The sequence below is a fragment of the Stenotrophomonas sp. YJH_SMC_8 genome (genome assembly GCF_059371315.1).
Genome location: NZ_JCAFUL010000026.1, coordinates 21204 through 41625 on the forward strand (window position 1 = coordinate 21204; position 20422 = coordinate 41625).

Annotated in this window: 20 protein-coding genes and 1 pseudogene; 9 read left to right on the forward strand and 12 right to left on the reverse strand. The window is 66.2% G+C overall.

Features of this window, described 5'->3' with window-relative positions:
* Position 1 precedes the first annotated feature (1 nt).
* Positions 2 to 862, reverse strand: coding sequence for a LysR family transcriptional regulator (locus tag AC5P88_RS19905; protein ID WP_495225855.1), 861 nt, complete (start codon positions 860 to 862; stop codon positions 2 to 4).
* 104 nt (positions 863 to 966) lie between these two features.
* Here AC5P88_RS19905 and AC5P88_RS19910 point away from each other — a divergent pair, with 104 nt between their 5' ends.
* Complete coding sequence (locus AC5P88_RS19910) at positions 967 to 2100, forward strand: agmatine deiminase family protein (RefSeq protein WP_495225856.1); 1134 nt, start codon at positions 967 to 969, stop codon at positions 2098 to 2100.
* A 6-nt stretch (positions 2101 to 2106) separates the two neighbouring features.
* Here the strand turns inward: AC5P88_RS19910 and AC5P88_RS19915 are convergent, their stop codons facing one another.
* The gene (locus AC5P88_RS19915; protein ID WP_049463187.1) at positions 2107 to 2652 is read right to left on the reverse strand and encodes a thioesterase family protein; all 546 of its coding nucleotides are present in this window, start codon (positions 2650 to 2652) and stop codon (positions 2107 to 2109) included.
* A 69-nt stretch (positions 2653 to 2721) separates the two neighbouring features.
* Between AC5P88_RS19915 and AC5P88_RS19920 the strand changes: the two genes are divergently transcribed.
* A complete protein-coding gene (locus AC5P88_RS19920) occupies positions 2722 to 3297 on the forward strand; it encodes a TetR/AcrR family transcriptional regulator (RefSeq protein WP_495225857.1) in 576 nt (191 codons plus the stop codon).
* Positions 3298 to 3331: 34 nt separating this feature from the next.
* On the opposite strand, the gene AC5P88_RS19925 is transcribed toward AC5P88_RS19920, so the two are convergent.
* The gene (locus AC5P88_RS19925) at positions 3332 to 3676 is read right to left on the reverse strand and encodes a hypothetical protein (RefSeq protein ID WP_495225858.1); all 345 of its coding nucleotides are present in this window, start codon (positions 3674 to 3676) and stop codon (positions 3332 to 3334) included.
* Between the two features lie 389 nt (positions 3677 to 4065).
* On the opposite strand from AC5P88_RS19925, the gene AC5P88_RS19930 reads away from it, so the two are divergent.
* From AC5P88_RS19930 to AC5P88_RS19940, 3 genes are all read left to right on the forward strand, one after another.
* A complete protein-coding gene (locus AC5P88_RS19930) occupies positions 4066 to 4911 on the forward strand; it encodes an energy transducer TonB (protein ID WP_495225859.1) in 846 nt (281 codons plus the stop codon).
* A 191-nt stretch (positions 4912 to 5102) separates the two neighbouring features.
* On the forward strand, positions 5103 to 5786 hold the full coding sequence (locus AC5P88_RS19935) for a hypothetical protein (protein WP_495225860.1): 684 nt from the start codon (positions 5103 to 5105) through the stop codon (positions 5784 to 5786).
* A gap of 13 nt (positions 5787 to 5799) precedes the next feature.
* Positions 5800 to 6318 (forward strand): hypothetical protein, encoded by a 519-nt coding sequence (locus AC5P88_RS19940; RefSeq protein WP_495225861.1) that lies wholly within the window; start codon positions 5800 to 5802, stop codon positions 6316 to 6318.
* A gap of 46 nt (positions 6319 to 6364) precedes the next feature.
* On the opposite strand, the gene AC5P88_RS19945 is transcribed toward AC5P88_RS19940, so the two are convergent.
* The 8 genes from AC5P88_RS19945 to hutI form a co-directional block, all read right to left on the reverse strand.
* Positions 6365 to 8476 carry a TonB-dependent receptor family protein gene (locus AC5P88_RS19945; protein ID WP_495225862.1) on the reverse strand — a complete coding sequence of 704 codons (2112 nt, stop codon included), beginning with the start codon at positions 8474 to 8476 and terminating at the stop codon, positions 6365 to 6367.
* A 147-nt stretch (positions 8477 to 8623) separates the two neighbouring features.
* Complete coding sequence (locus tag AC5P88_RS19950) at positions 8624 to 10060, reverse strand: serine hydrolase domain-containing protein (protein ID WP_495225863.1); 1437 nt, start codon at positions 10058 to 10060, stop codon at positions 8624 to 8626.
* Between the two features lie 273 nt (positions 10061 to 10333).
* Positions 10334 to 10990, reverse strand: a complete 657-nt coding sequence (locus tag AC5P88_RS19955; RefSeq protein WP_495225864.1) for a hypothetical protein — start codon at positions 10988 to 10990, stop codon at positions 10334 to 10336.
* 93 nt (positions 10991 to 11083) lie between these two features.
* Complete coding sequence (locus AC5P88_RS19960; protein ID WP_049443231.1) at positions 11084 to 11305, reverse strand: hypothetical protein; 222 nt, start codon at positions 11303 to 11305, stop codon at positions 11084 to 11086.
* A 262-nt stretch (positions 11306 to 11567) separates the two neighbouring features.
* A complete protein-coding gene (gene hutU, locus AC5P88_RS19965; protein WP_286073835.1) occupies positions 11568 to 13235 on the reverse strand; it encodes a urocanate hydratase in 1668 nt (555 codons plus the stop codon).
* Positions 13232 to 14086, reverse strand: coding sequence for an N-formylglutamate deformylase (gene hutG / locus AC5P88_RS19970; RefSeq protein ID WP_106549052.1), 855 nt, complete (start codon positions 14084 to 14086; stop codon positions 13232 to 13234). Before hutG ends, hutU begins: the two co-directional genes overlap by 4 nt.
* A complete protein-coding gene (gene hutH / locus AC5P88_RS19975; protein ID WP_495225865.1) occupies positions 14083 to 15624 on the reverse strand; it encodes a histidine ammonia-lyase in 1542 nt (513 codons plus the stop codon). The genes hutG and hutH overlap by 4 nt, the downstream gene beginning before the upstream one ends.
* Positions 15621 to 16844: an imidazolonepropionase gene (gene hutI / locus AC5P88_RS19980; RefSeq protein ID WP_495225866.1), complete on the reverse strand. Its 1224-nt coding sequence runs from the start codon at positions 16842 to 16844 to the stop codon at positions 15621 to 15623. The genes hutH and hutI overlap by 4 nt, the downstream gene beginning before the upstream one ends.
* A 67-nt stretch (positions 16845 to 16911) precedes the next feature.
* On the opposite strand from hutI, the gene AC5P88_RS19985 reads away from it, so the two are divergent.
* From AC5P88_RS19985 to AC5P88_RS20000, 4 genes are all read left to right on the forward strand, one after another.
* Positions 16912 to 18282 (forward strand): formimidoylglutamate deiminase, encoded by a 1371-nt coding sequence (locus AC5P88_RS19985; RefSeq protein WP_495225867.1) that lies wholly within the window; start codon positions 16912 to 16914, stop codon positions 18280 to 18282.
* 27 nt (positions 18283 to 18309) lie between these two features.
* Complete coding sequence (gene hutC, locus AC5P88_RS19990) at positions 18310 to 19038, forward strand: histidine utilization transcriptional repressor HutC (RefSeq protein WP_286073830.1); 729 nt, start codon at positions 18310 to 18312, stop codon at positions 19036 to 19038.
* 94 nt (positions 19039 to 19132) lie between these two features.
* The gene (locus tag AC5P88_RS19995; protein ID WP_495225868.1) at positions 19133 to 19309 is read left to right on the forward strand and encodes a type II toxin-antitoxin system HicA family toxin; all 177 of its coding nucleotides are present in this window, start codon (positions 19133 to 19135) and stop codon (positions 19307 to 19309) included.
* Between the two features lie 13 nt (positions 19310 to 19322).
* Entirely contained in the window at positions 19323 to 19715 is a 393-nt protein-coding gene (locus AC5P88_RS20000) for a type II toxin-antitoxin system HicB family antitoxin (protein ID WP_049427595.1), read from the forward strand.
* A 148-nt stretch (positions 19716 to 19863) separates the two neighbouring features.
* On the opposite strand, the pseudogene AC5P88_RS20005 reads toward AC5P88_RS20000, so the two are convergent.
* A pseudogene (locus AC5P88_RS20005) lies at positions 19864 to 20422 on the reverse strand (IS110-like element ISStma6 family transposase); the annotation flags it as partial.

The window sequence follows — 20422 nt, forward strand, 5'->3', positions numbered from 1 at the left end:
ATTACTGGAGCGGTATTGTTGCCAGCAGCCACTCACAGAAACTGATCACCAGCGGATCGGCTGCGCTGTCCTCATGCACCAGCCAGCTCCAGCGCGGGCCGCGCACGCGCCCCTCATCCAGCGGCTGCAGCAGGCTCTGTTCGCATGCGCGTGCCGACAGCAGCTCGCTGACCAGGGCGATGCCCAGGCCCTGGCAGGCAGCATCCAGCAGCTGCCCAGGCTCGGAGAAGTTCATGCCCTCGCGTCGCTGTCCGACATCGGCACCACCCTGCACCTGCCACTGGCTCCAGTCCATTTCGCGCTCGCCATGCAGGGTCAGGCGTTCATGCGTGGGCGTGGCCAGCAGGTCGGGATGGCAGGCCGGAAAGAGGCGATCCTGCAGCAGCACGCGATGGTGGCACTGCGCCTGCGAATCGAGGTCATCGCGTACCGACACGTCCAGCGTCTGCGTGGTCATGTCCGGCGCGTCCTCGCTGGTCAGCAGCCACAGGTCGGCGCCGGGATGCAGGCGATGGAACCCGGCCAGGCGCGGTACCAGCCAATGCCGGGCGAAGGCCGGGCTGGTGTTGACGATCAATTGATTCGGCTTGCGGTACTGATCGAGTCGGCGGATGCCGCTGGCCAGCTGCCGCAGCAGTGACTGCGTGGTTTCCAGCAGGTCGACGCCGGCGTCAGTGAGGGTGACGCTGCGGCCCTGCCGGAAGAACAGCGGTTGCTGCAGCGAAGCTTCCAAGCCCCGGATCTGCTGGCTGATGGCCGACTGGGTCAGGTGCAGTTCCTCAGCCGCACGGTGGAAGCTGCCGAGCCGGGCGGCAGCCTCGAAACCCCGCAGGGCGTTCAGCGGTGGCCAGTGCTTGAGCATTCTGATAAGTACAACTGTTCAATTGTCGACTGAATCTATCGTTTGTTCTTATGTGTCGGCAAGCGCAGCATGGCGCCCATCCCACACCGGCCATGGAGCCTGTCATGAGCAACCGTCGTCACTTTCTCACCCAGCTGGCGGGCGCCGCCGGTCTTGGTGGCCTGGCCGCTCTGGGCCTGGTTGGGCTGCCGGGGCGCGTATCCGCGGCGGGGCCAGGTGCGGGGACTTGGCGCATGCCGGATGAGCATGGCCCGCAGGAACGCGTCTTCCTGGCGTTTGCCGCGCAACCACGGGTGTGGGGTGCGCAGGCCGACGCGGTGAACACCGCCGTGGCCCGCCTGGCCCGTACCATCGCCCGCTACCAGCCGGTCAGCGTGCTGTGCCGCCCTGCACAGTTGAAGCAGGCGCAGGACCGCTGCGGCCGCGACAGCATCGAGTTCCTGGACGTGCCCTTGGATGACATCTGGGTGCGTGATTACGGTGGTTGCTTCGTCACCAATGACCGGGGCGGGCTGGGGCTGGTTGATTTCAACTTCAACGGCTGGGGTGGCAAGCAGAGCGCACGCAACGATGGTGCGGTGGCGCCGTGGCTGGCGCAGGTGACCGGTGCCACGCTGCTGGAAAGCGATCTGGTGGGCGAGGGCGGCGGCATCGAAGTCGATGGCCATGGCACGGCCATCCTCACCGAAAGCTGCTGGGTGAACCGCAATCGCAATCCCGGCTGGTCGCGCGCGGATATCGAGACCGAGCTGAAGCACCACCTCGGCCTGCGCAAGGTGATCTGGCTGCCCGGCATTGCTGGCGAGGACATCACCGATGCGCACGTGGATTTCTACGCACGCTTCGTGCGTCCGGGCGTGGTGATCGCCAACCTGGACAATGATCCGGAGTCCTACGATCACGACCTGACCCGCGAACATCTACAGATCCTGCGCGAGGCCACCGATGCCGATGGTCGTCGCCTGCAGGTGCACACGCTGCCGCCACCGCTGGACGGGCGCGACAGCGTGCATACCCGCGACAACGACGATCTGGCGATGGGCTACATCAACTACCTGCCGATCAACGGCGCGGTGGTCGCGCCGCAGTTCGGTGACGACGCAGCCGATGGCTACTGCCGTGAACTGCTGGAGGACTTGTATCCCGGCCGCGTGATCGAACAGGTGGATATCGATGCGATCGCCGGCGGCGGAGGTGGCATCCATTGCGTGACCAAGAACATGCCGAAGGTCGGGTGACGCGTCTCAGGCGTCATCCTGCTTCAACGCAGCATCGGCCGCCAGCAACGCCTCGGCGGCCGCACTGAGTGGCGGCGAGGGCGGGGCGACCACGCCGATCGCTTCCATCATCTTCGGCATGCCCAGGAACTGGCGCGCGCGACGGTCGTAGATGCCGGTGACCAGCAGCGCACGTGTGGCGATCTTCTGCTCGGGCCCGATCAGCACGCGCTGCTCCATGATGCCGCGCGAGCCGACCCAGCCCACCAGGCGCGTTTCCAGGGTGAAGCGCTGGAACGGCTTCAGCTCGCGACGGAACTGGATGGTGCCGGCACCGACGATCGGAGCCCACTTCTCGCGCAGCGCCACCCGGCCCAGGCCCATGCGCAGGATCAGGTCCAGCCGGCCCAGGTCGAAGATGTTCCAGTAGCGGCCGTTGGTCATGTGCAGGTTGCTGTCCAGGTCGTTGGGCAGTACCCGGAACTGCAGCCGCGAAACCCCGAACGGGGCGTCCAGCTTCGGCCGGAACAGGCTGCACAGCAGCAGATGGAGCAGGCGGAACCAGAGATTCATGGCTATGACGACTGTTATAGAACGGCCGGTACGCTAATCTATGACGACTGTCTTAGCAAGGCGATCGCCGTGAGCCCACGACCCTCTGATGCCCCGCAACGGGTGATTGATGCCGCAGCACAGATGCTGGCGCGGGTAGGCCTCAATGCCACCAGCATCCGTGAGGTGACCAAGCTGGCCGAGGCGCCGCTGGGCTCGACCTATCACCATTTTCCTGGCGGCAAGCAGGAACTGCTGGCGCGCGCCACCTACATGGCCGGCGACAAGGTCGAGGCGCTGCTGGTGGAGTTGCTGAAGGAGGGAGCGGCGCAGGGTCTGCAGCAGTTCCTGGCGATGTGGCGCGAGCGTCTGCTGCGTTCCGACTTCCGCGCAGGCTGCCCGGTGCTGGCTGCGGCAGTGGAAGAGCCGGTGGAGGCGACGCCCAGCCAACCCCGCGCGGCTGCCGCCGAGGTCTTCGCGCGCTGGCAGGGCCACCTGGCCTCGGCGTTCGTCGCTGAAGGGCATGCCCCGGCAGCGGCGGGCGAGCTGGCCAGCCTGGTGATCGCTAGCGTCGAAGGCGCCGTGGCGATGTGCCGCGCGCTGCAGGACATCGCCCCGTTCGACCAGGTGGCCGCGCAGTTGCTGAAGGCGACCGCACCGCCCTGATCCGGCTATTCGTGTGCGGGAGACGCGCGGCAGGTCAGCGGAAGATCACCAGATAGCCCCAGCCGAGCACGATGGGCAGGAAGGCTGCGACGGCCGACGCGCCCAACCAACGAAAATAGCTGCGAGCGGCGGGCGCTCCCTGCCGCTTGAGGGCCCAGGCATGTGTCGGGAGTACCAGCAACGCCTGAACTACAAATGCAACGACGGCGGCAAGCCATGCCACCAGGACGCCGAGGCAGCCATCGCTGAAGCAGCGGCTGCCAAACCACGAACCCCAACCGGCGAGGCCAAGCATTGGAACGAACATCACAAGTGCGGTGGCGCGGGTGAACTGGGAGGCCTGCATGCCGTGGCAAATATTTTTCTGGTGGAGAATCATAGTCCAGCCGCCAGCGCGCGGTACAAGGCAGGCGCCAGTCCGGCCCATGGGTAATGGACCTGCGGCCCCATCGCGGTAGAATCCGCCCAACACCGCCTACGCGTGCCCGGCAAGGATGTCCGCATGCAGTATCAGGTTTCTGAGCTCCCTGGCCGCGATGCCGCCCGCCCACGGGTGGCGGCATGAAGAACTCGCGCCATTTTTCCATCAGTGCATTGAAGCTGCCCAGGAGCCGTGGCGGTGAAGTCGTGCGTGCGGCTGGCCGCGCACGCAGGTGGCCCTGATCGTCGCGTTGACCGGCGCCTGCGCTGCCCGATGGCGGTAGTGCTGGACGGGTAGTACTGCAGTTCCGGGCGATTTCCCCTGTGCTTCACTTTTCCAGGATCTTCATGCGACAGCGCATTGCACCGAAACGCGTCCTGGCCACAACGGTCGTTCTATCGATGGTTGCAGTCTTAGCGCTGGTGGCCAGCGTGCGCCCGCAGTGGCGGCAGGATGTCGGCCCGCTTCCGATCAATCTGGGAACGGCACGGATGCAGGCCGAGGTGATGGCAGAGCTCATCGACCTGCGACCGACACCACCAGGAAATCCGCCCGTACCACCGACTCCAATCAAGGCAGTCTCCTTCCCGATGCTGACCGGTAACAGTGGGTTCGCGACCGCGGCGGTGCCGCTGGAAGACGTCGAGCCAGCACACTTCGAGCCGCGCGGCTGGGAGCCCGACATGCCATTTGCCGTGATGGAATGGACTGCGCCTACCTGCGGTGAAGGAGATCCCGCCCCTGTCTGCCAGGTTCGTCACAGCGTCTTCCAGTGGCGCGATGATGACAGCGCGGCGTCCTTTCAACTGCAGCAGCATCTGGAGTCGATGCTGCAGGTTGTGAACCGTCGGGCTGTACGGGTACCCGACCTCGCGTTTGAGCTTGCACACGTGCGGGCGCAGCGGATGACGTGGGACGAGCTTCAGCAACGACGCGCGCGCGGTATCGAGGGATGCATGGGCGGACCGGGCAATCCGGATCTGGGCATTGTCTATCTGCAGCGTCCTGTGTTCAGCCTGGACGGGAACTGGGCAATGGCATCGATCGCCTCGGATCTGTGCAGCGGCGGAACGGGTATGCGCGGCCTCTACCTTCTGCACCGCAGGAATGGCGGATGGGAGCGCATTCGAGTGGAGCCTGTCCGCTATACGGGGTTTGGACAGGGCCTGTGGCCCGCGTTGCCGGAGCCGTGATGACAGATACGTCTTTCAAGCCAGACCGTGACTGCCAACAACGGATCGCCTGGCGGCGCATTGCATCGCTGGCGGCGGCGCTGTCGGCTTTGGCTCTCATGGCCGGAATCTGCAGCCTGCGCCCGAGGTGGCAGCAGGAGAGCGGTCCGCCACCGGTCAACCTGTGAACAGCGCAGATGCAGGCTGAGGCGATGGCGATGGCGCTGGCGATCCGGCAGAGGCCGCCATTCCCCCTTCCACCCGCATTGCCGCAGCCAACGCCAGTTCTGCCAACCTCGCTGAGCGCGGTGCCCGGCGCACCGCAGACGTCGTCCGCGCGCGTCGATCGATGGTGCCCGCAGGAGCAGCCGCAGTTGACCGACCCGGTGGCGGAGGACATCTACGTGATGGAGCAGACCTTGCCCTATTGCTGGCCGGGCAGCAGTGCCTCCACCTGCCAGGAGGTGGACGATCTGGTCCTGCCGCTGGACGACCGGTGGCAGCCTGACATCCATGCGCTGCGGTTGCAGCTGCAGGCGGACCTGGTTCCCGCCAATCGCCGTCCCACGCCAGTGCCTGTGGCCGCACTGGCCGGTGCGCAGCGGATGGACAGCGCGGGGCTTCGAGCGCTGCGGGAGCAGGGATGTGGGGCAACGGTGCATGGGCCGACTCGGACATACGACCACTTCGCCTATCTGACCCGGCCCGTTTTCAGCGTCGATGGGCAGTGGGCTATGATCGCGGTCGCCTGGGATTCGTGTTCCGGCGATTTCGTCTACCGGGAGCTTGTCGTACTGCATCGCGAACAAGGACGCTGGATGGCCGAACCCCCGGAACGAGGTCTTGGCGGCGTATGGGACGGCCGCGTACTGCGGCCCTGGACGTACAACCACTGACGAGGAAGAGCGCATGGATGTCGCTGCACGCAGGAACAGGACGTTGTTTCGTTGGATCATGGTTACGCTGCTGGCAGTACTGATGCCGTTTGCAGCACTGGCGCAGCCTGCAGCCGGGCAGGCCGATACCGCCGAAGCCGCTACCGCCGCGGAGGAGGCCCAATGCCGCGCCTGCAGCTATGAGCGTATCGGGCACAAGGTCGATATCGGGCTGGTTGCACTGGTGTCGCTGCTGGTGGTGGGCCTTCTGATCGCGGCGTCGCGGGAATGGGGCACCACCTCGCAGCGCTGGACCTGCCGCACGCTGTCCCTGCTGCTGGTGGGTGTCGGTGCGGCGTTGCTGTGGTGGGCTGGCAGCGTCGTCTACCTGGGCTACAACCCGTGGCAGGAAATGGCCGCCCCCGTCGATGGCTCGCTCACCTCGACACTGCTCAATACCTCACCGAAGTGGCTGGCGGCGCTGGTGTTGATTGGTTTCGCGCCCTCCATCTGGAAGCGCAGCGAACGCCTGCCGGCCTGGCGTATCGGCTGACCCTGGAATGACGGCGCCGGATCACATCCGGCGCCGCCTGAGGCGATCAGTCAAAGCGCCAGCGCACGCCGGCATAGACGCCACGGCCTTCGCCTGGCGTCGAGCGCGCGACATCCTTGCCGGCGTCGTCGTAGCCCGGCGTGACCGTGGCGGCATAGTGGCGGTTGCCGATGTTGCGCATCTCCGCCCACGCCTGCCAGCGGCCACCGGGTGCGTCGTAGCCGATGCGGCTGCCGAAGATCACATGGCTGTCGGCCCAGTAGCTGTTGGCGTAGTCCACTGCGATGCGCGAGGCGTATTCGGTGTTCAGTGCAGCATAGAGGCCGGAGGCGTGATCGAAACGCAGCTCGGCCTGGTAGCTGTGGCGCGGCAGGCCCGGCAGGCGGTTGCTGCCGAAGCGCGCGTCGTGGCGGTAACGGAAATCACTGAAGGTGTACGCTTGGCGCAAGGACAGGCGCCCCGGCGCGGCCTGCCACAGCGTGCTGTCCAAGCCGGCTTCGATGCCACGGTGCACGGTGGGGCTGGCGTTGTTCTCTGCGATGAACAGGTTCGGTACCGGTTGCAGCTCCACGCTCAGCAGCTCGTGGTTGATGTGCGCGTAGTAGCCGGTCAGTTCCCAGCGTCCCAGCACAGCGTCGCCGCGCGCACCCAGTTCCAGCGTGGTGGCGGTCTGGTTCTGCATCGGTACCGGCGCGCGCTGGCGGCCGGTGGAGGGGCCATTGCCCGGCCCGAAGTACTGGTTCGAGCCCCAGATCATCGACCACGGATGCGGTGCTTCCACCGAGCGGCTGAGGTTGCCGAACCACTGCGTCTGAGCGCTGTGCTGCCAGGTGAAGCCCAGCCGCGGCGCGTAGTCCCAGTCATGATCGCGCAGTCGACCGCCGCTGTTTGGCCAGGTCACCTGCACGTCGCGGCGGGTGTTGATCAGCGCCAGCCCGGTCTGCATGCGCAGGCGGTCGTTGAAGGTGAGGGTATTGCTGACGTGCAGCGTGCTGTTGGTGCCGTGGTGGCGGAAATCACGCGTGCGCGTGCCGGCGGCATAGCCGTTGCTGGCAAAGCGCAGCGACTCGCGCACGTCGGCGTCCAGGTCGTGGGTGACGCGCAGGCCGACCGTGGTTTCACTGTCCAGCCCGAACAGCCGGTGGCGGTGGCGATAGTCCAGCGTGGCGTTGAGGTTGGCGTAGTCCAGTTGCTGGCGGTACAGGCTCTCGTTCAAGTCCATCGGGTACTTGTGATAGACCAGCCCGGCCTGCAATGAGGAGTCCTCATCGATCTGCAGCGTGGTGACATTGCCCACCCAGGTGCTGCCGGGTTGCGGGCGGCGCGCATCGATGGCCAGGTTGGCTGCGTTCGCCGCGTGCGGGTCATTGCGGATCTGGTCGCGGGTCAGGCGTCCGGGTGTTTCGTGGTTGGTTTCGCGATAGCGCACGAAGAAGCGCGTCTGCAGGTCGGGCGTGATCTGCCAGCCGATGTTCGCCATCGCGCCTTTACCGTCGCCGCGCGCATGGCGCTGGTAGCCGTCGAATTCGGTATCGGTGTAGGCCAGGAAGTAATCGACGTCGCCGCTGACGCCGCCCCAGCTGAGACCGCGCTTCTGGTAGCCACGGCTGCCGGCCTCGTAATGCAATTGCACGCCGGCAGAATCACGGCCGTTGCGGCTGACGTAATCGATGGCACCGCCGAGTGCCAGCGCGCCACGTTCGAAACCATTGGCCCCGCGCAGCACCTCCACGCGCGACAGCCACAGCGGTTCCAGCAGTTCGTAGGGCGTGCCGCCGGGTCCGGTCAGCGGCAGACCGTCGATCGACACGGCGATGCCCGAGGCATGCGCACCCGGCCCGCGATTGATGCCCGAGCCGCGGATGGACACCTTGGTGCCCTCGTTGCCCGGCGACTGCGCGCTGATACCGGGCTGGTAGGCCAGCACATCGGCGCTGCTGGACAGGCGGCTGCCGGCCTTGGCCACGTCGATGACGTTGCTGGCGCCGGGCACGCGCTTCAGCGCCTCGCGCGCCTGCGCACTGGCATCGGCGGCAGCGGTGACCCGTACGGCATCGAGGGTGGTGGCCTGCGGGGCGGCGGCGGCGGTGGAAGCCAGGCCGAGGGAAACAGCCAGGAACAGCAGGGACGGGGTGGGGCGGTGAGACGGGAGCGACATACGGAATGCTGTAAACCACGAAAGTGGCGCGCAAGTTAACAGGTCGCGGACGGTACGTCACCCATCACCGGCGTATGGGGGCTGGTGCGCCTGTAGAGCCGAGCCCATGCTCGGCTGCTTTTTACGGAGCCGAGCATCGGTTCGGCTCTACAAAGACGGTTTCGCCAGCGCCTTCGCCTTCGCGTACAGCGCCTTTGCAGTCTCGGCATCACCCAGCGCGGCATGGCACTCGGCCAGACTGTCCCAGACGTTGGCCGAATCCGGATACAGCTCGGTGTTGAGCGTGAACACCTTCAACGCCCTGCGTGCACCAAGGCTCTCGCGGATGGCATAGCCATCGGCATTGATCGCGCGCTCCAGTTCATCGGTCGCAATGCCGCTGCTGTCGCGCAACCATGCGCGCAGGGCTGGTGCAGCGCCCGCATCATCATCCAGCGCATAGGCAATCAAGCGTTCGGACAACACCGCGTGCGGGAATTCCTTCGGCGCGGCCACCGCCATCGTGCTTTCCACCAGCGTGCTCGACCACACATTGCGCGCACTGCCATTGGTCAGGTACACAAACACCCAGTAGCCACTGTCCAGGGTGTCCTTGTAGGCCAGCCGTGCACGTACGCGAGTGCCGCCATCGTGGCCGACCTGGGTGTAGCCGTCACTGCGCACAGTATCCCAACCGGTGGAGTAGTAATTGCGGCCGCCGCCGCTCAGCGTCTGCGGCTGCCAGAGCTTTTCCAGGGTGGCCGTGCGCAGCAGCTTGCCGGTGGCCAGTGCCTGCAGGAAGCGGTTCATGTCGCCCACGGTGGTCTGCAGGTCGGCATGGCCCCAGCCGTAGTGCGGCCATGGATCTTCGTTGGCCGGCTGCAAGGAGCCGTCCTTGCCGATGTAGGCCACCGCCGCACGCTGCGCCGGCACGCTGGCCACGCCCCACGAGGTGCTGGCCATCTTCAGCGGCCGCAGGATGCGCTCGCGCGCGACGGCCGGGAAGGGCTTGCGATAGTGCGCTTCCAGCAACGCCGTCAGCGCCAGGTAGTTGGCCTGCGTGTACTGCACACGGCTGCCGGTGGCGAACTGCATCGGCGCGGCCGCGGCGACCTTCAGGGCTGCCGCAAGATCCGGCGCGACGCCACTGTAGCCCTTGCTGATCCAACGGTTGTCGACACGGTCGTAGTACTCGCCGATGCCCGAACTGTGGTTGAGGAAGTCGCGCACCGGGATCGTCCGCCAGGCAGCCGGCAGGTCCGGCACATAGCGGCTGGCCGGTGCATCCAGATCCACCTTGCCCTGGTCGACCAACTGCATCACCAGCGTGCTGGTCAGCAGTTTGGCCATCGACTGCGCTGTGAAAATGGAATCGATGGTAGCCGGCGCGTGGGTGGCCGGGTCACGCTCGCCGCTGGCGCCCTGGTAGAGCACATGGCCGTTGTGGGCGACCAGCACCGCTTGCCCGGCGATGCCGTAGCGCTCGCGGTTGGTCTGCAGTTGGGCTTCGAGCTGTGAAGAGAGGCCGACGGGAAGCCCACGCGCAGAAGCGGGTGGAGCAGCGAACAGGGCGCAGAGCAATGCAGCAGCAAGGGTGCGGTACATCGCGGTGATCCGTCAGCGGAGATGGCGCATGTTGGTCACGGCTGCAGGTGGGGTCAAGCGGGCCCTGTTCGATGGATCACGCATGCATGAGCGGATGGGCTTCGTGCCACACGGGATCATGCGGGTATGCCCGGATAGAAGGCGTGGCGGCAGTCGAGCGTTGCACGCAGGTCCGTAGCGGTCATGAAAGGCGTGCTGTGCGTGGTTTCCTGTATTTCCTGATGGCGGTGATGCCGGCCGGTGGCCGACACCCTATCGATTGTGGCTGAGGCCTTACCTGGGGCTCTTGTCCATGAGCCAGCCACGGCCATAGCAGTTACGCATGAACCCGCGGGTCGGACAGCGCTCCTCCAGGGTGTTGCTCAGCAGCTCGATGAGGCGCGGCAACGGGGTCGGGCCAATGAAGTTCATATCGCCGAGCTTGGTAACGGTCCACATCTGGTCCTTGCTGAGCTCAATCGTGCCAAGCAGCGGGCGTTCGCCGTCGCCTGGTCCGGACAGATTCATCACCAGGTAGCTTTGCTTTCTCTCGTCCACCAGTCCGTGGTAAGTCAGCACGTACCGATCGGGGTACTTTTCAATTACGCCTCGCTTCCACTCAGCGAACGCGGCGTAATACTCCTTGTAGCCGATGGGTGCATCAGGCGTAAAAGATTCCATTTTTGCGTCGAAGCCGCGGGTAATGAGTGACGCAAACAGGGCTTGTGCAAGGATGCTGCAACGCTGCCTGAGATCAGGGAAGTAGGGAGTGCGGCGACGCCCATCCGGCGAGGGCAGTGCGCAGGAACCTTCATTGTTCGCATCCAGAATAACGAGCGGGCTGATCCGGGTCTCGTATGGGAGCTTTGTGCTGATCTGGTTTGCTGCGCTCGCAGGCCCGGTGACCGCAATGCAGGTGGCGACAAGTAGCAGACGTTGAAGAACGCTCATTGGAGAGAACATCTCGATGGTGCAGAACGGGATTCAGACGAAGTCCTGGCACTGAGACTCCGTCGCAGGGCGATGTGGCAATCCGCGATCGATCTACTTGATCTTCACATCCTTGCCCTGGTCCTGCATCAGCTCGGCAAACCTAGCCCAGCTCAGCCGCTTCTTGTTCACCGAATTGCCTGCGGGCACCCATTCGATGTTGCCTTTGCTGATCAGGGCGGTACCGAGCAGCTTTCCATCTTTCCTGACGGCAAGTTCGACGTCCTTGTGCAGTACGAACTTGGTGGCAAGATCCATGGTGATTTCGTGAGCCATACAGTGGATTCCTTTCAGCAGAAGAGTTCATCAGAAAGGAATGAGCCCACAGGGGCGCTGGCCCGAGTAAACAGGCCGGAGGGCAACATTCCTTGTTGATCTCCGGCATCGGCAGGGCACCGCGCAACTTTAGGTGCGATGCCACTGAAGCTGGCGCAAGCCTCTTCCATGGCATGCACGCCGGCGGATCGGGGACACTGCTGCGCATTGCCCTGATGGCACCGGATGATGTGCGTGCCGGCCGCTGGCCGGCAACCCCGCATTAGCCCAGAATTCCCGGCAGATCCAGTCCCTTCTCCTTCGCGCATTCCACCGCGATCTCATAACCCGCATCGGCATGGCGCATCACGCCGGTCGCCGGGTCGTTCCACAGTACGCGGCCAATCCGCTTCGCCGCTGCTTCGGTGCCATCGCAGACGATCACCATGCCGGCGTGCTGCGAGAAGCCCATGCCGACGCCGCCACCGTGGTGCAGCGACACCCAGGTCGCGCCGCTGGCGGTGTTGAGCAGGGCATTCAGCAACGGCCAGTCGGAGACCGCATCGGAGCCATCGGCCATCGCCTCGGTTTCGCGGTTCGGCGAGGCGACGCTGCCGCTGTCCAGGTGGTCGCGGCCGATCACCACCGGCGCCTTCAGTTCACCGTTGGCGACCATCTCGTTGAAGGCCAGGCCCAGTCGATCACGGTCGCCTAGGCCGACCCAGCAGATGCGTGCCGGCAGGCCCTGGAACTTGATCTTCTCGGCGGCCATGTCCAGCCAGCGGTGCAGGTGCGGGTTGTCCGGAATGAGCTCCTTCACCTTGGCATCGGTCTTGGCGATGTCTTCCGGATCACCGCTCAGTGCCGCCCAGCGGAACGGGCCGATGCCACGGCAGAACAGCGGGCGGATGTAGGCCGGCACGAAACCGGGGAAGTCGAACGCGTTTTCTACGCCTTCTTCCAGCGCCATCTGCCGCAGGTTGTTGCCGTAATCAACGGTGGGCACGCCCAGTGCGTGGAAGCCGAGCATGGCGCGGATGTGGTTGGCCATCGAAGCGCGCGCTGCCTTTTCCACTTCCTTCGGTGCAGAGACACGTTTCTCGTCCCATTGCTCGACGGTCCAGCCCTGCGGCAGGTAGCCGTTCACCGGGTCGTGCGCGGAGGTCTGGTCGGTCAGCAGGTCCGGCTTCACGCCGCGCTTGAGCAGTTCGGCCAGCACGTCGGCCACATTGCCCAGCAGGCCTACCGACTTCGGGGTGCCGGCCTTGCACGACTCCTCGATCAGGCGCAGCGCTTCGTCCAGGTTGTCGGTCCAGGTGTCGAGGTAGCCGGTGCGCAGGCGCATGTCGATGCTGCTCTTGCGGCATTCGACCGCCAGGCAGGAGGCGCCGGCCATCACTGCGGCCAGCGGCTGTGCACCGCCCATGCCGCCGAGGCCGCCGGTGAACAGCCACTTGCCGGTCAGGTCGCCGCCGAAGTGCTGGCGGCCCATTTCCACGAAGGTCTCGTAGGTGCCCTGCACGATGCCCTGCGCGCCGATGTAGATCCAACTGCCGGCGGTCATCTGGCCGTACATGGCCAGGCCCTTCTTGTCCAGCTCGTTGAAGTGGTCCCAGTTGGCCCAGCGCGGCACCAGGTTGGAATTGGCGATCAGCACGCGTGGCGCATCGGCGTGGGTGCGGAACACGCCCACCGGCTTGCCCGACTGCACCAGCAGGGTCTGGTCGTCGTCCAGGCGCTTGAGCGTTTCGACGATCGCATCGAAGCTCTCCCAGTCGCGCGCGGCGCGGCCGATGCCGCCGTACACCACCAGTTCCTGCGGCCGCTCGGCCACGTCCGGGTGCAGGTTGTTCATCAGCATGCGCAGCGGCGCTTCGGTCAACCAGCTCTTGGCGTTGAGCGTGGTGCCGGTCGGCGCGGCGATGGTGCGGGACGGGTCGTTGCGGGTCATGCGGCGCTCCGGTTCGTAGCGAATTCAAGGCAGGCATTGAGCACCTGCGCCAGGGTGTGGCGCAGCGGTGCGGCGTGGTCGGGGTCGAGCGGGGTGGGCCAGCTGTGTTCGTCCACCTGGTCGGGCAACGGCTCGTGCATGTAGCCGCGACAGGCCAGCTCCATCTGCAGGCTGTGCACGCCGCCGGCGACGTTGCTGTAGTGGCGGGTGATCCAGCCGCCCTTGAAGCGGCCGTTGCGCACCTGGCTCATGCCGCTGATCTTCAGCAGGTTCTCCACCACGTCGCTCAAGGCGTTGTCGCAGGAGGTGTCTGGTGCGCCGGACGGACCAGCAGTGCCCAGGTTGAACTGCGGCAGCTCGCCCTCGAACAGGTGCGGGATGTGTGAGCGGATCGAGTGCGCGTCGTACACCACCACGGTGCCGTGGCGTGCACGCAGGCGGGTGATCTGCGAAGCCAGCGCATCGTGGTAGGGCAGGAAATACGTGTCGCGGCGACGCGCGATCTCGGCGTCATCCGGCTCGCGTCCAGCGTGATAGAGCGGCTGGTTGTCGAAGGTGGTCAGCGGGCACAGGCCGGTGGTGTTCTGGCCCGGGTACAGCGAGACCCCGCTGGGGTCACGGTTGAGGTCGATCACCGAACGCGAGATCGCCGAGCGCACCGTGGTCGCGCCCATGCCGCGCACGAAGTCGTACAGCTCGTGCACCCACCAGTCGGCGTCGCGACGGGCCAGCCACGGCGAGTGGTAGTCGCCGATCAGGTCGTGCGGCAGTTCGCTGCCGGTATGCGGGAAGCTGACGATCAACGGGGCATCGCCCTCGTGCACCGTCAGCCATTCAGGATGGGCGTTCATGCCTGCGGTTCCACGGTCGGCAACAGGTCGGTCAGGCCACGTGCCAGCGCACCGCTGCGCACCAGGTTGGTGGCAGTCACCATGTCCGGGTGGAAGTAGCGGTCTTCTTCCAGCGTCGGCACCTGGGCACGCAGGGTGCTGCGCACGGTTTCCAGCGCGGCGCTGGAACGCAGCGGGGAATGGAAATCACAGCCCTGCGCGGCGGCCAGCAGCTCGATGCCGATCACGTTGGCGGCGTTCTCGGCCATCTGCATCAAGCGGCGTGCGCCGTGCGCGGCCATCGACACATGGTCTTCCTGGTTGGCCGAGGTCGGGATCGAATCGACGCTGGCCGGGTAGGCGCGCTGCTTGTTCTCCGAAACCAGTGCCGCGGCGGTCACCTGCGGAATCATGAAACCGGAATTCAGGCCGGGGCGCGGGGTCAGGAACGCCGGCAGGCCGGACAGCGCCGGGTCGACCAGCATCGCCAGGCGGCGCTCGCTGATCGAGCCGATCTCGCACACGGCCATCGCCAGCATGTCAGCAGCGAAGGCCACCGGCTCGGCGTGGAAGTTGCCGCCGGACAGCGCTTCGCCGGTATCGGTGAATACCAGCGGATTGTCGGACACGCCGTTGGCTTCAATTTCCAGCGTGGTCGCGGCCTGGCGCAGGATGTCCAGTGCCGCGCCCATCACCTGCGGCTGGCAGCGCAGGCAGTACGGGTCCTGCACGCGCACGTCGTTGTCGCGGTGCGATTCGCGGATGTCCGAGCCCTGCATCAGGGTGCGCAGCGTGGCGGCGGTGGCGATCTGCCCGCGCTGGCCGCGGATGGCGTGGATGCGCGGGTCGAACGGTGTGTCAGAACCCTTGGCCGCTTCCACCGACAGCGCGCCGGTGACCAGTGCAGCCTGGAACACGGTTTCGATTTCGAACAGGCCGGCCAGCGCGTAGGCGGTGGAGAACTGGGTGCCGTTGAGCAGCGCCAGGCCTTCCTTCGCGCCCAGTTCGATAGGCTGCAGGCCGGCACGCGCCAGTGCGTCGGTTGCGGGCAGGCGTTGGTCACCAATGAACGCTTCGCCCACGCCCAGCATCACGCTGGCCAGATGCGAGAGCGGCGCGAGGTCGCCGGAGGCGCCGACCGAACCCTGCGCCGGCACCACCGGCAGCACGCCCTTGACCAGCATCGCTTCGAGCAGCAGCAGGGTTTCCTCGCGGATACCCGAAGCGCCCTGCGCAAGGCTGACCAGCTTCAGCGCCATCATCAGCCGAACCACGCTGGCCGGCATCGGCTCGCCCACGCCGGCAGCATGCGAGAGCACGATATTGCGCTGCAGAGTGGCCAGGTCCTCGCGCTCGATGCGCACGCTGGCCAGCTTGCCGAAGCCGGTGTTGATGCCATACACCGGCGCGCCCTTGGCGACGATGGCAGCAACGGCTGCGGCGCTGGCGCGCACCACCGGCAGCGCGGCCGGGTCCAGCGACAGCGGCGCACCGCGATAGACCTGCCGCCACTGGGCGAGAGTGACATGGCCGGGGCGAAGAACCAGGGTGTTGCTCATGTGTTGCTCCAGGAGGCAGGCAGGTCGGACTGCCCGCGCACCACGCGCGCGTGCAGCGGGTTGAATCCAATGCGATAGACCAGATCGGCGGGGGCGTCGATGTCCCAGATCGCCAGGTCGCAGTCCATGCCGACAGCGAGGCGGCCGATGCGATCGCCATGGCCAAGCGCGCGCGCCGCTTCACGGGTGAAGCCGGCGATGCACTCGTCCACGGTCAGGCGGAACAGGGTGGCGCCCATGTTCATCGCCAGCAGCGGGCTGGTCAGCGGCGAGGTGCCCGGGTTGCTGTCGGTGGCCAGTGCCAGCGGCACTCCGGCCGCGCGCAATGCAGCGATCGGGGGCAGGGTGGTATCGCGGGTGAAATAGAAGGCGCCCGGCAGCAGCACGGCCATGGTGCCGGCCGCCGCCATCGCAGCGATGCCAGCGTCATCCAGATGTTCGATATGGTCGGCGGAGAGCGCACCGAAGCCGGCCGCCAGTTCTGCGCCGTGCTGGTTGCTCAGCTGTTCGGCATGGATCTTCACTGCCAGCCCGTTCGCACGCGCTGCCTCGAAGACCTGCCGTGCCTGCGCCGGGGAAAACGCGATGTTCTCGCAGAACACATCCACCGCTTCGGCCAGGCCTTCGGCAGCGATGGCCGGAATCATCACGCTGCACACCTCGTCGGTGTATTCCTGCGCCTCGCGGCCCGGCGGAATCGCGTGCGCGCCGAGGAAGGTGGTGACCACATTGACCCGGCATTCCTCGCCCAGTGCGCGCGCCACCTGCAGCTGCTTGCGCTCGTCGGCCAGGGTCAGGCCGTAGCCGGACTTGATCTCGATCGTGGTCACGCCTTCGGCGCGCATCGCCAGCAGGCGCGGGCGGCTTTCGTTGGCCAGCTGCTCGGGCGTGGCGGCGCGGGTGGCGCGCACGGTGGAGACGATGCCGCCGCCGGCGCGGGCGATCTCGGCATAGCTGACGCCCTGCAGCCGCTGCTCGAATTCGTTGGCGCGGTTGCCGGCGTAGACCAGGTGGGTGTGGCAGTCGATCAGGCCCGGCGAGATCCAGCGACCTTCACCGTCGATGCGGGTGGTCGGCTGCAGGTGCGCATCGCTGCCAGCAGCGCCGACGTGGACGATGCGCCCGTCTGCGCAGGCCAGTACGCCATCGCGGATGACACCCAGGCCCTCGCCGTCGAGGGTGATCAGGTGAACGTTGGACCAGAGGGTATCGACGTGCATGGCATCCACAACGCGGCTGTGCTTATATGTCTATACAATATAGGCGTCCATTTCGGGTTGTCCAGCCATGTCCGATTCGCGTTCCCAGCTCAGTTTCCATGCCACCCACGCTCTGCTGGCCCAGGGCTGGGCCCGTGATGTCCGCCTGCAGGTCCAGGACGGCCGCATCACCGCGATCAGCACAGGGCAGGGCGCGCGGGACGGTGACACCCGCGTCGGCATCCTGGTGCCGGGCCTGCCCAACCTGCACAGCCACGCGTTCCAGCGCGGCATGGCTGGCCTGACCGAGATCGGCGGCGGCGACGGTGACAGCTTCTGGAGCTGGCGCGAACTGATGTACCGCTTCCTGGCCCACCTGCGCCCCGACGCGGTGCAGGCCATCGCCGCCCAGGCCTACATGGAAATGCTGGAAAGCGGCTTCACCCGCGTCGGCGAGTTCCATTACCTGCACCACGATGCCGACGGCCAGCCGTATGCCGATCGCGCCGAGATGAGCGCGCGCATCGCTGCCGCCGCCGCGCAGACCGGCATCGGCCTGACCCTGCTGCCGGTGTTCTATGCGCATGCCGATTTCGGTGGCGCGCCGCCGAATCCAGCGCAGCGCCGCCTGATCCATGATGTCGAAGGCTTCGCGCAGCTGCTGGACGCGGCCAAGCCGGCGTTGGCCGCGCTGCCCGACGCGGTGCTCGGCATTGCCCCGCACAGCCTGCGCGCGGTCACCGGCGAGGAGCTGGGCGCGCTGCTGCCGCTCACCGATGGCCCGGTGCACATCCATATCGCCGAGCAGGTGCGTGAAGTCGAGGCCTGCCTGGCCTGGAGCGGCCAGCGCCCGGTGCAGTGGCTGTACAACCATGTGCCGGTGGATGCGCGCTGGTGCCTGGTGCATGCCACACATATCACCGATGACGAGCGCGCGGCCATCGTGGCCAGCGGTGCCGTGGCCGGGCTGTGCCCGATCACCGAGGCGAACCTGGGCGACGGCCTGTTCCCGATGCAGGCCTTTGCGCGCGAGGGCGGGCGCTTCGGCGTCGGCTCCGATTCCAACGTGCTGATCGATGCTGCCGAAGAGCTGCGCCTGCTCGAATACGGCCAGCGCCTGACCCTGCGCGGGCGCAACGTGCTGGCCCCGGATGCCCGCCGCAGCACCGGTCGCTTCCTGTTTGAAGGTGCACTGCACGGTGGTGCGCAGGCGCTGGGCGTGGCTGCTGGCCTGCAGGTCGGCGCCAGCGCCGACCTGGTCGAGCTGGACGCCGCGCACCCGGCGTTGCAGGCGCGGCAGGATGACGCATGGCTTGACAGCTGGGTGTTCGCCGCACGTAATGGCGCGCTGCGATCGGTCTGGCGCCATGGCCGCCAGTGCGTGGCCGAGGGCCTCCACCTGCAGCGCGAGGCGATCACCACCGCCTTCGCCGCCGCCCTGAAGGGCGTGCTGGGCTGATCGCCTCCGCCACCGGGACCCCATTACGTGAAGGCCAGCAAGTCCGCCACGCTCAACCAGCGTATCCGCAGCGATCTGGAAAGCCGCATCCTCAGCGGGGAGTGGGCGCCGGGCTTCCGTATTCCCTACGAGCACGAGCTGATGGAACAGTACGGCTGCTCGCGGATGACGGTGAACAAGGTGCTGACCGCGCTGGCCGAGAGCGGCATGATCGAGCGCCGTCGTCGTGCGGGTTCGTTCGTAGCGCGGCAGCCGCCGCACCTGGAGCAGGTGGCGCTGGAAATTCCGGATATCGCCATGGAGGTCGGCTCACGCGGCCACCTGTACGGCTACCGGCTGCTGCAGCGCGAGCTGCGCCTGGCCGAAAGCAGCAATGCCGGTGAGGTGGAGCTGGCCGGCCAGCAGCAGCTGCTGGCGATGCGCTGCCTGCATCTGGCCGATGGCCGTCCGTTGGCACTTGAGCATCGACTGATCAGCCCGGTGGGCGTGCCCGAGGTGCTGGAGGTCGATTTCAACACCACCGCGCCGGGCAGCTGGCTGCTGCAGAACGTGTCGTGGACCCGTGCCCAGCACCGCATCAGTGCCTGGGGCGCGGACACCGCCACGGCCAAGCTGCTGGAGGTGAAGCCGGGCACCGCCTGCCTGGTGATCGAGCGCCTGACCTGGCGCGGCGAACAGCCGATCACCCGCGTGCGGCAGGTGTTTCTGGGGGATGCCTGGGACCTGGTGGCGCGCTTCGCGCCGGGCGCGCGATAGGGATTCCATCCACGCATGGCGTGGATCTACTGGTCCGGAACGGCTGTCGTCTTGAACTCTGTTGGTGCGTGTGTACGATGTGTATCGTCCCTGCATGAAGAGCAGGGACCTCATCCGGGATCTGGAGGCGGCAGGATGGACCTGTTGCAGGATTCGTGGATCCCATCATGTATTCGTGCACCCGCAGCGGCCTCACATCATCACCGTGCCTCACCCCAAAAAGATCTGGGCAAGGGGCTGGTGCTGGCGCTGCGGAAGCTGGCAGGACTGACGTAGGAGGTCCCATGCGCTATCCAGTCTTGATTGAGGCGGGCGATGAACGCACCGCGTGGGGTGTCATCGTTCCCGATCTGCAGGGGTGCTTCTCGGCGGCCGACACGCTTGACGATGCACTCAGTGCGGCCGAGGAATCTGCGCTTGCCTGGATCGATGCGGCCCTGGATGAGGGGCGCTCGATTCCGAATCCTTCTGCGCCACAGAAGATCGTCGCCGAGGCTCCCAGTGGTACGGCCTGGATTCTTGCCTACATCTGCATTGATCCGTCTCTGCTGGACGACACCATCGAGCGGGTCAACATCAGCCTGCCGCGTCGCATCCTGGCGAGGCTGGATGCGCAGGCCAGAGCGGCCGGCGAATCCCGCTCCAGTTACATCGCCCATCTCGCGGCTTTGGGCTGAGCAGGCGCCATGTAGAGCCGAGCCCATGCTCGGCTGCTGTTCGCGCGATGCGCGATGAGTCGAGCGTGGCTCGACTCTGCAAAGGCATCCACGCATGGCGTGGATCTACCAAAGACTCGTGCATGGGGATTCAGTAGCAACTGTCTTGTCAGGGGCAGCCGAGGGCCACCTCGGCGTCTCGCTTACGGGCGTTGAGGATCACCAGCATTTTGCGCATGACCGCCACGAGCGCCACCTTGCTCGCTTTGCCCTTGGCCTTCAGGCCAGCGTAAAACGCGCGCAGCCTTGGCTCGTACCGGATGGCCGTCAGGGCCGCCATGTAAAGGGCTTCGCGTACCACCGCGCGCCCACCACTGATCCGCCGTTGGCCCTGCCAGGTGCCACTTTCGCGGTTCATCGGGGCCAACCCCACCAGCGATGCTATGGCTTTGCTTCCCAAGCTGCCCAGTTCGGGCAACTCGCAGGCCAGTGTGCTGATCAGGATGGGGCCGACGCCTTTGAGCGCGCCGATATTCTTCCAGCCAGGCTGTCCCTCAAGCTGCTCGGCAATAGCTTTATCCAACTGTTTCAGGTCGTCAGATAGCTGAGCTATATGGCGTTGCTTCATCGCAATCAGATCCGGATCGACCAATCGCCGCAAGCGCTGCATCTCACTGACCCGCATCTGCACCAGTTGCCTGCGGCATTGCGCAAATTCAGCCAGACGC

Excerpts from the sequence above, each read along its gene's own strand:
- AC5P88_RS19915 (WP_049463187.1), bottom strand. The coding sequence starts at position 2,652 with ATGAATCTCTGGTTCCGCCTGCTCCATCTGCTGCTGTGCAGCCTGTTC.
- AC5P88_RS19935 (WP_495225860.1), top strand. The coding sequence starts at position 5,103 with ATGGCGATGGCGCTGGCGATCCGGCAGAGGCCGCCATTCCCCCTTCCA.
- AC5P88_RS19960 (WP_049443231.1), bottom strand. The coding sequence starts at position 11,305 with ATGGCTCACGAAATCACCATGGATCTTGCCACCAAGTTCGTACTGCAC.
- hutI (WP_495225866.1), bottom strand. The coding sequence starts at position 16,844 with ATGCACGTCGATACCCTCTGGTCCAACGTTCACCTGATCACCCTCGAC.
- AC5P88_RS19910 (WP_495225856.1), top strand. The coding sequence starts at position 967 with ATGAGCAACCGTCGTCACTTTCTCACCCAGCTGGCGGGCGCCGCCGGT.
- hutH (WP_495225865.1), bottom strand. The coding sequence starts at position 15,624 with ATGAGCAACACCCTGGTTCTTCGCCCCGGCCATGTCACTCTCGCCCAG.
- AC5P88_RS19925 (WP_495225858.1), bottom strand. The coding sequence starts at position 3,676 with ATGATTCTCCACCAGAAAAATATTTGCCACGGCATGCAGGCCTCCCAG.
- hutG (WP_106549052.1), bottom strand. The coding sequence starts at position 14,086 with ATGAACGCCCATCCTGAATGGCTGACGGTGCACGAGGGCGATGCCCCG.
- AC5P88_RS19940 (WP_495225861.1), top strand. The coding sequence starts at position 5,800 with ATGGATGTCGCTGCACGCAGGAACAGGACGTTGTTTCGTTGGATCATG.
- hutU (WP_286073835.1), bottom strand. The coding sequence starts at position 13,235 with ATGACCCGCAACGACCCGTCCCGCACCATCGCCGCGCCGACCGGCACC.
- AC5P88_RS19950 (WP_495225863.1), bottom strand. The coding sequence starts at position 10,060 with ATGTACCGCACCCTTGCTGCTGCATTGCTCTGCGCCCTGTTCGCTGCT.
- AC5P88_RS20000 (WP_049427595.1), top strand. The coding sequence starts at position 19,323 with ATGCGCTATCCAGTCTTGATTGAGGCGGGCGATGAACGCACCGCGTGG.
- AC5P88_RS19905 (WP_495225855.1), bottom strand. The coding sequence starts at position 862 with ATGCTCAAGCACTGGCCACCGCTGAACGCCCTGCGGGGTTTCGAGGCT.
- AC5P88_RS19955 (WP_495225864.1), bottom strand. The coding sequence starts at position 10,990 with ATGAGCGTTCTTCAACGTCTGCTACTTGTCGCCACCTGCATTGCGGTC.
- AC5P88_RS19930 (WP_495225859.1), top strand. The coding sequence starts at position 4,066 with ATGCGACAGCGCATTGCACCGAAACGCGTCCTGGCCACAACGGTCGTT.
- AC5P88_RS19985 (WP_495225867.1), top strand. The coding sequence starts at position 16,912 with ATGTCCGATTCGCGTTCCCAGCTCAGTTTCCATGCCACCCACGCTCTG.
- AC5P88_RS19995 (WP_495225868.1), top strand. The coding sequence starts at position 19,133 with ATGAAGAGCAGGGACCTCATCCGGGATCTGGAGGCGGCAGGATGGACC.
- AC5P88_RS19945 (WP_495225862.1), bottom strand. The coding sequence starts at position 8,476 with ATGTCGCTCCCGTCTCACCGCCCCACCCCGTCCCTGCTGTTCCTGGCT.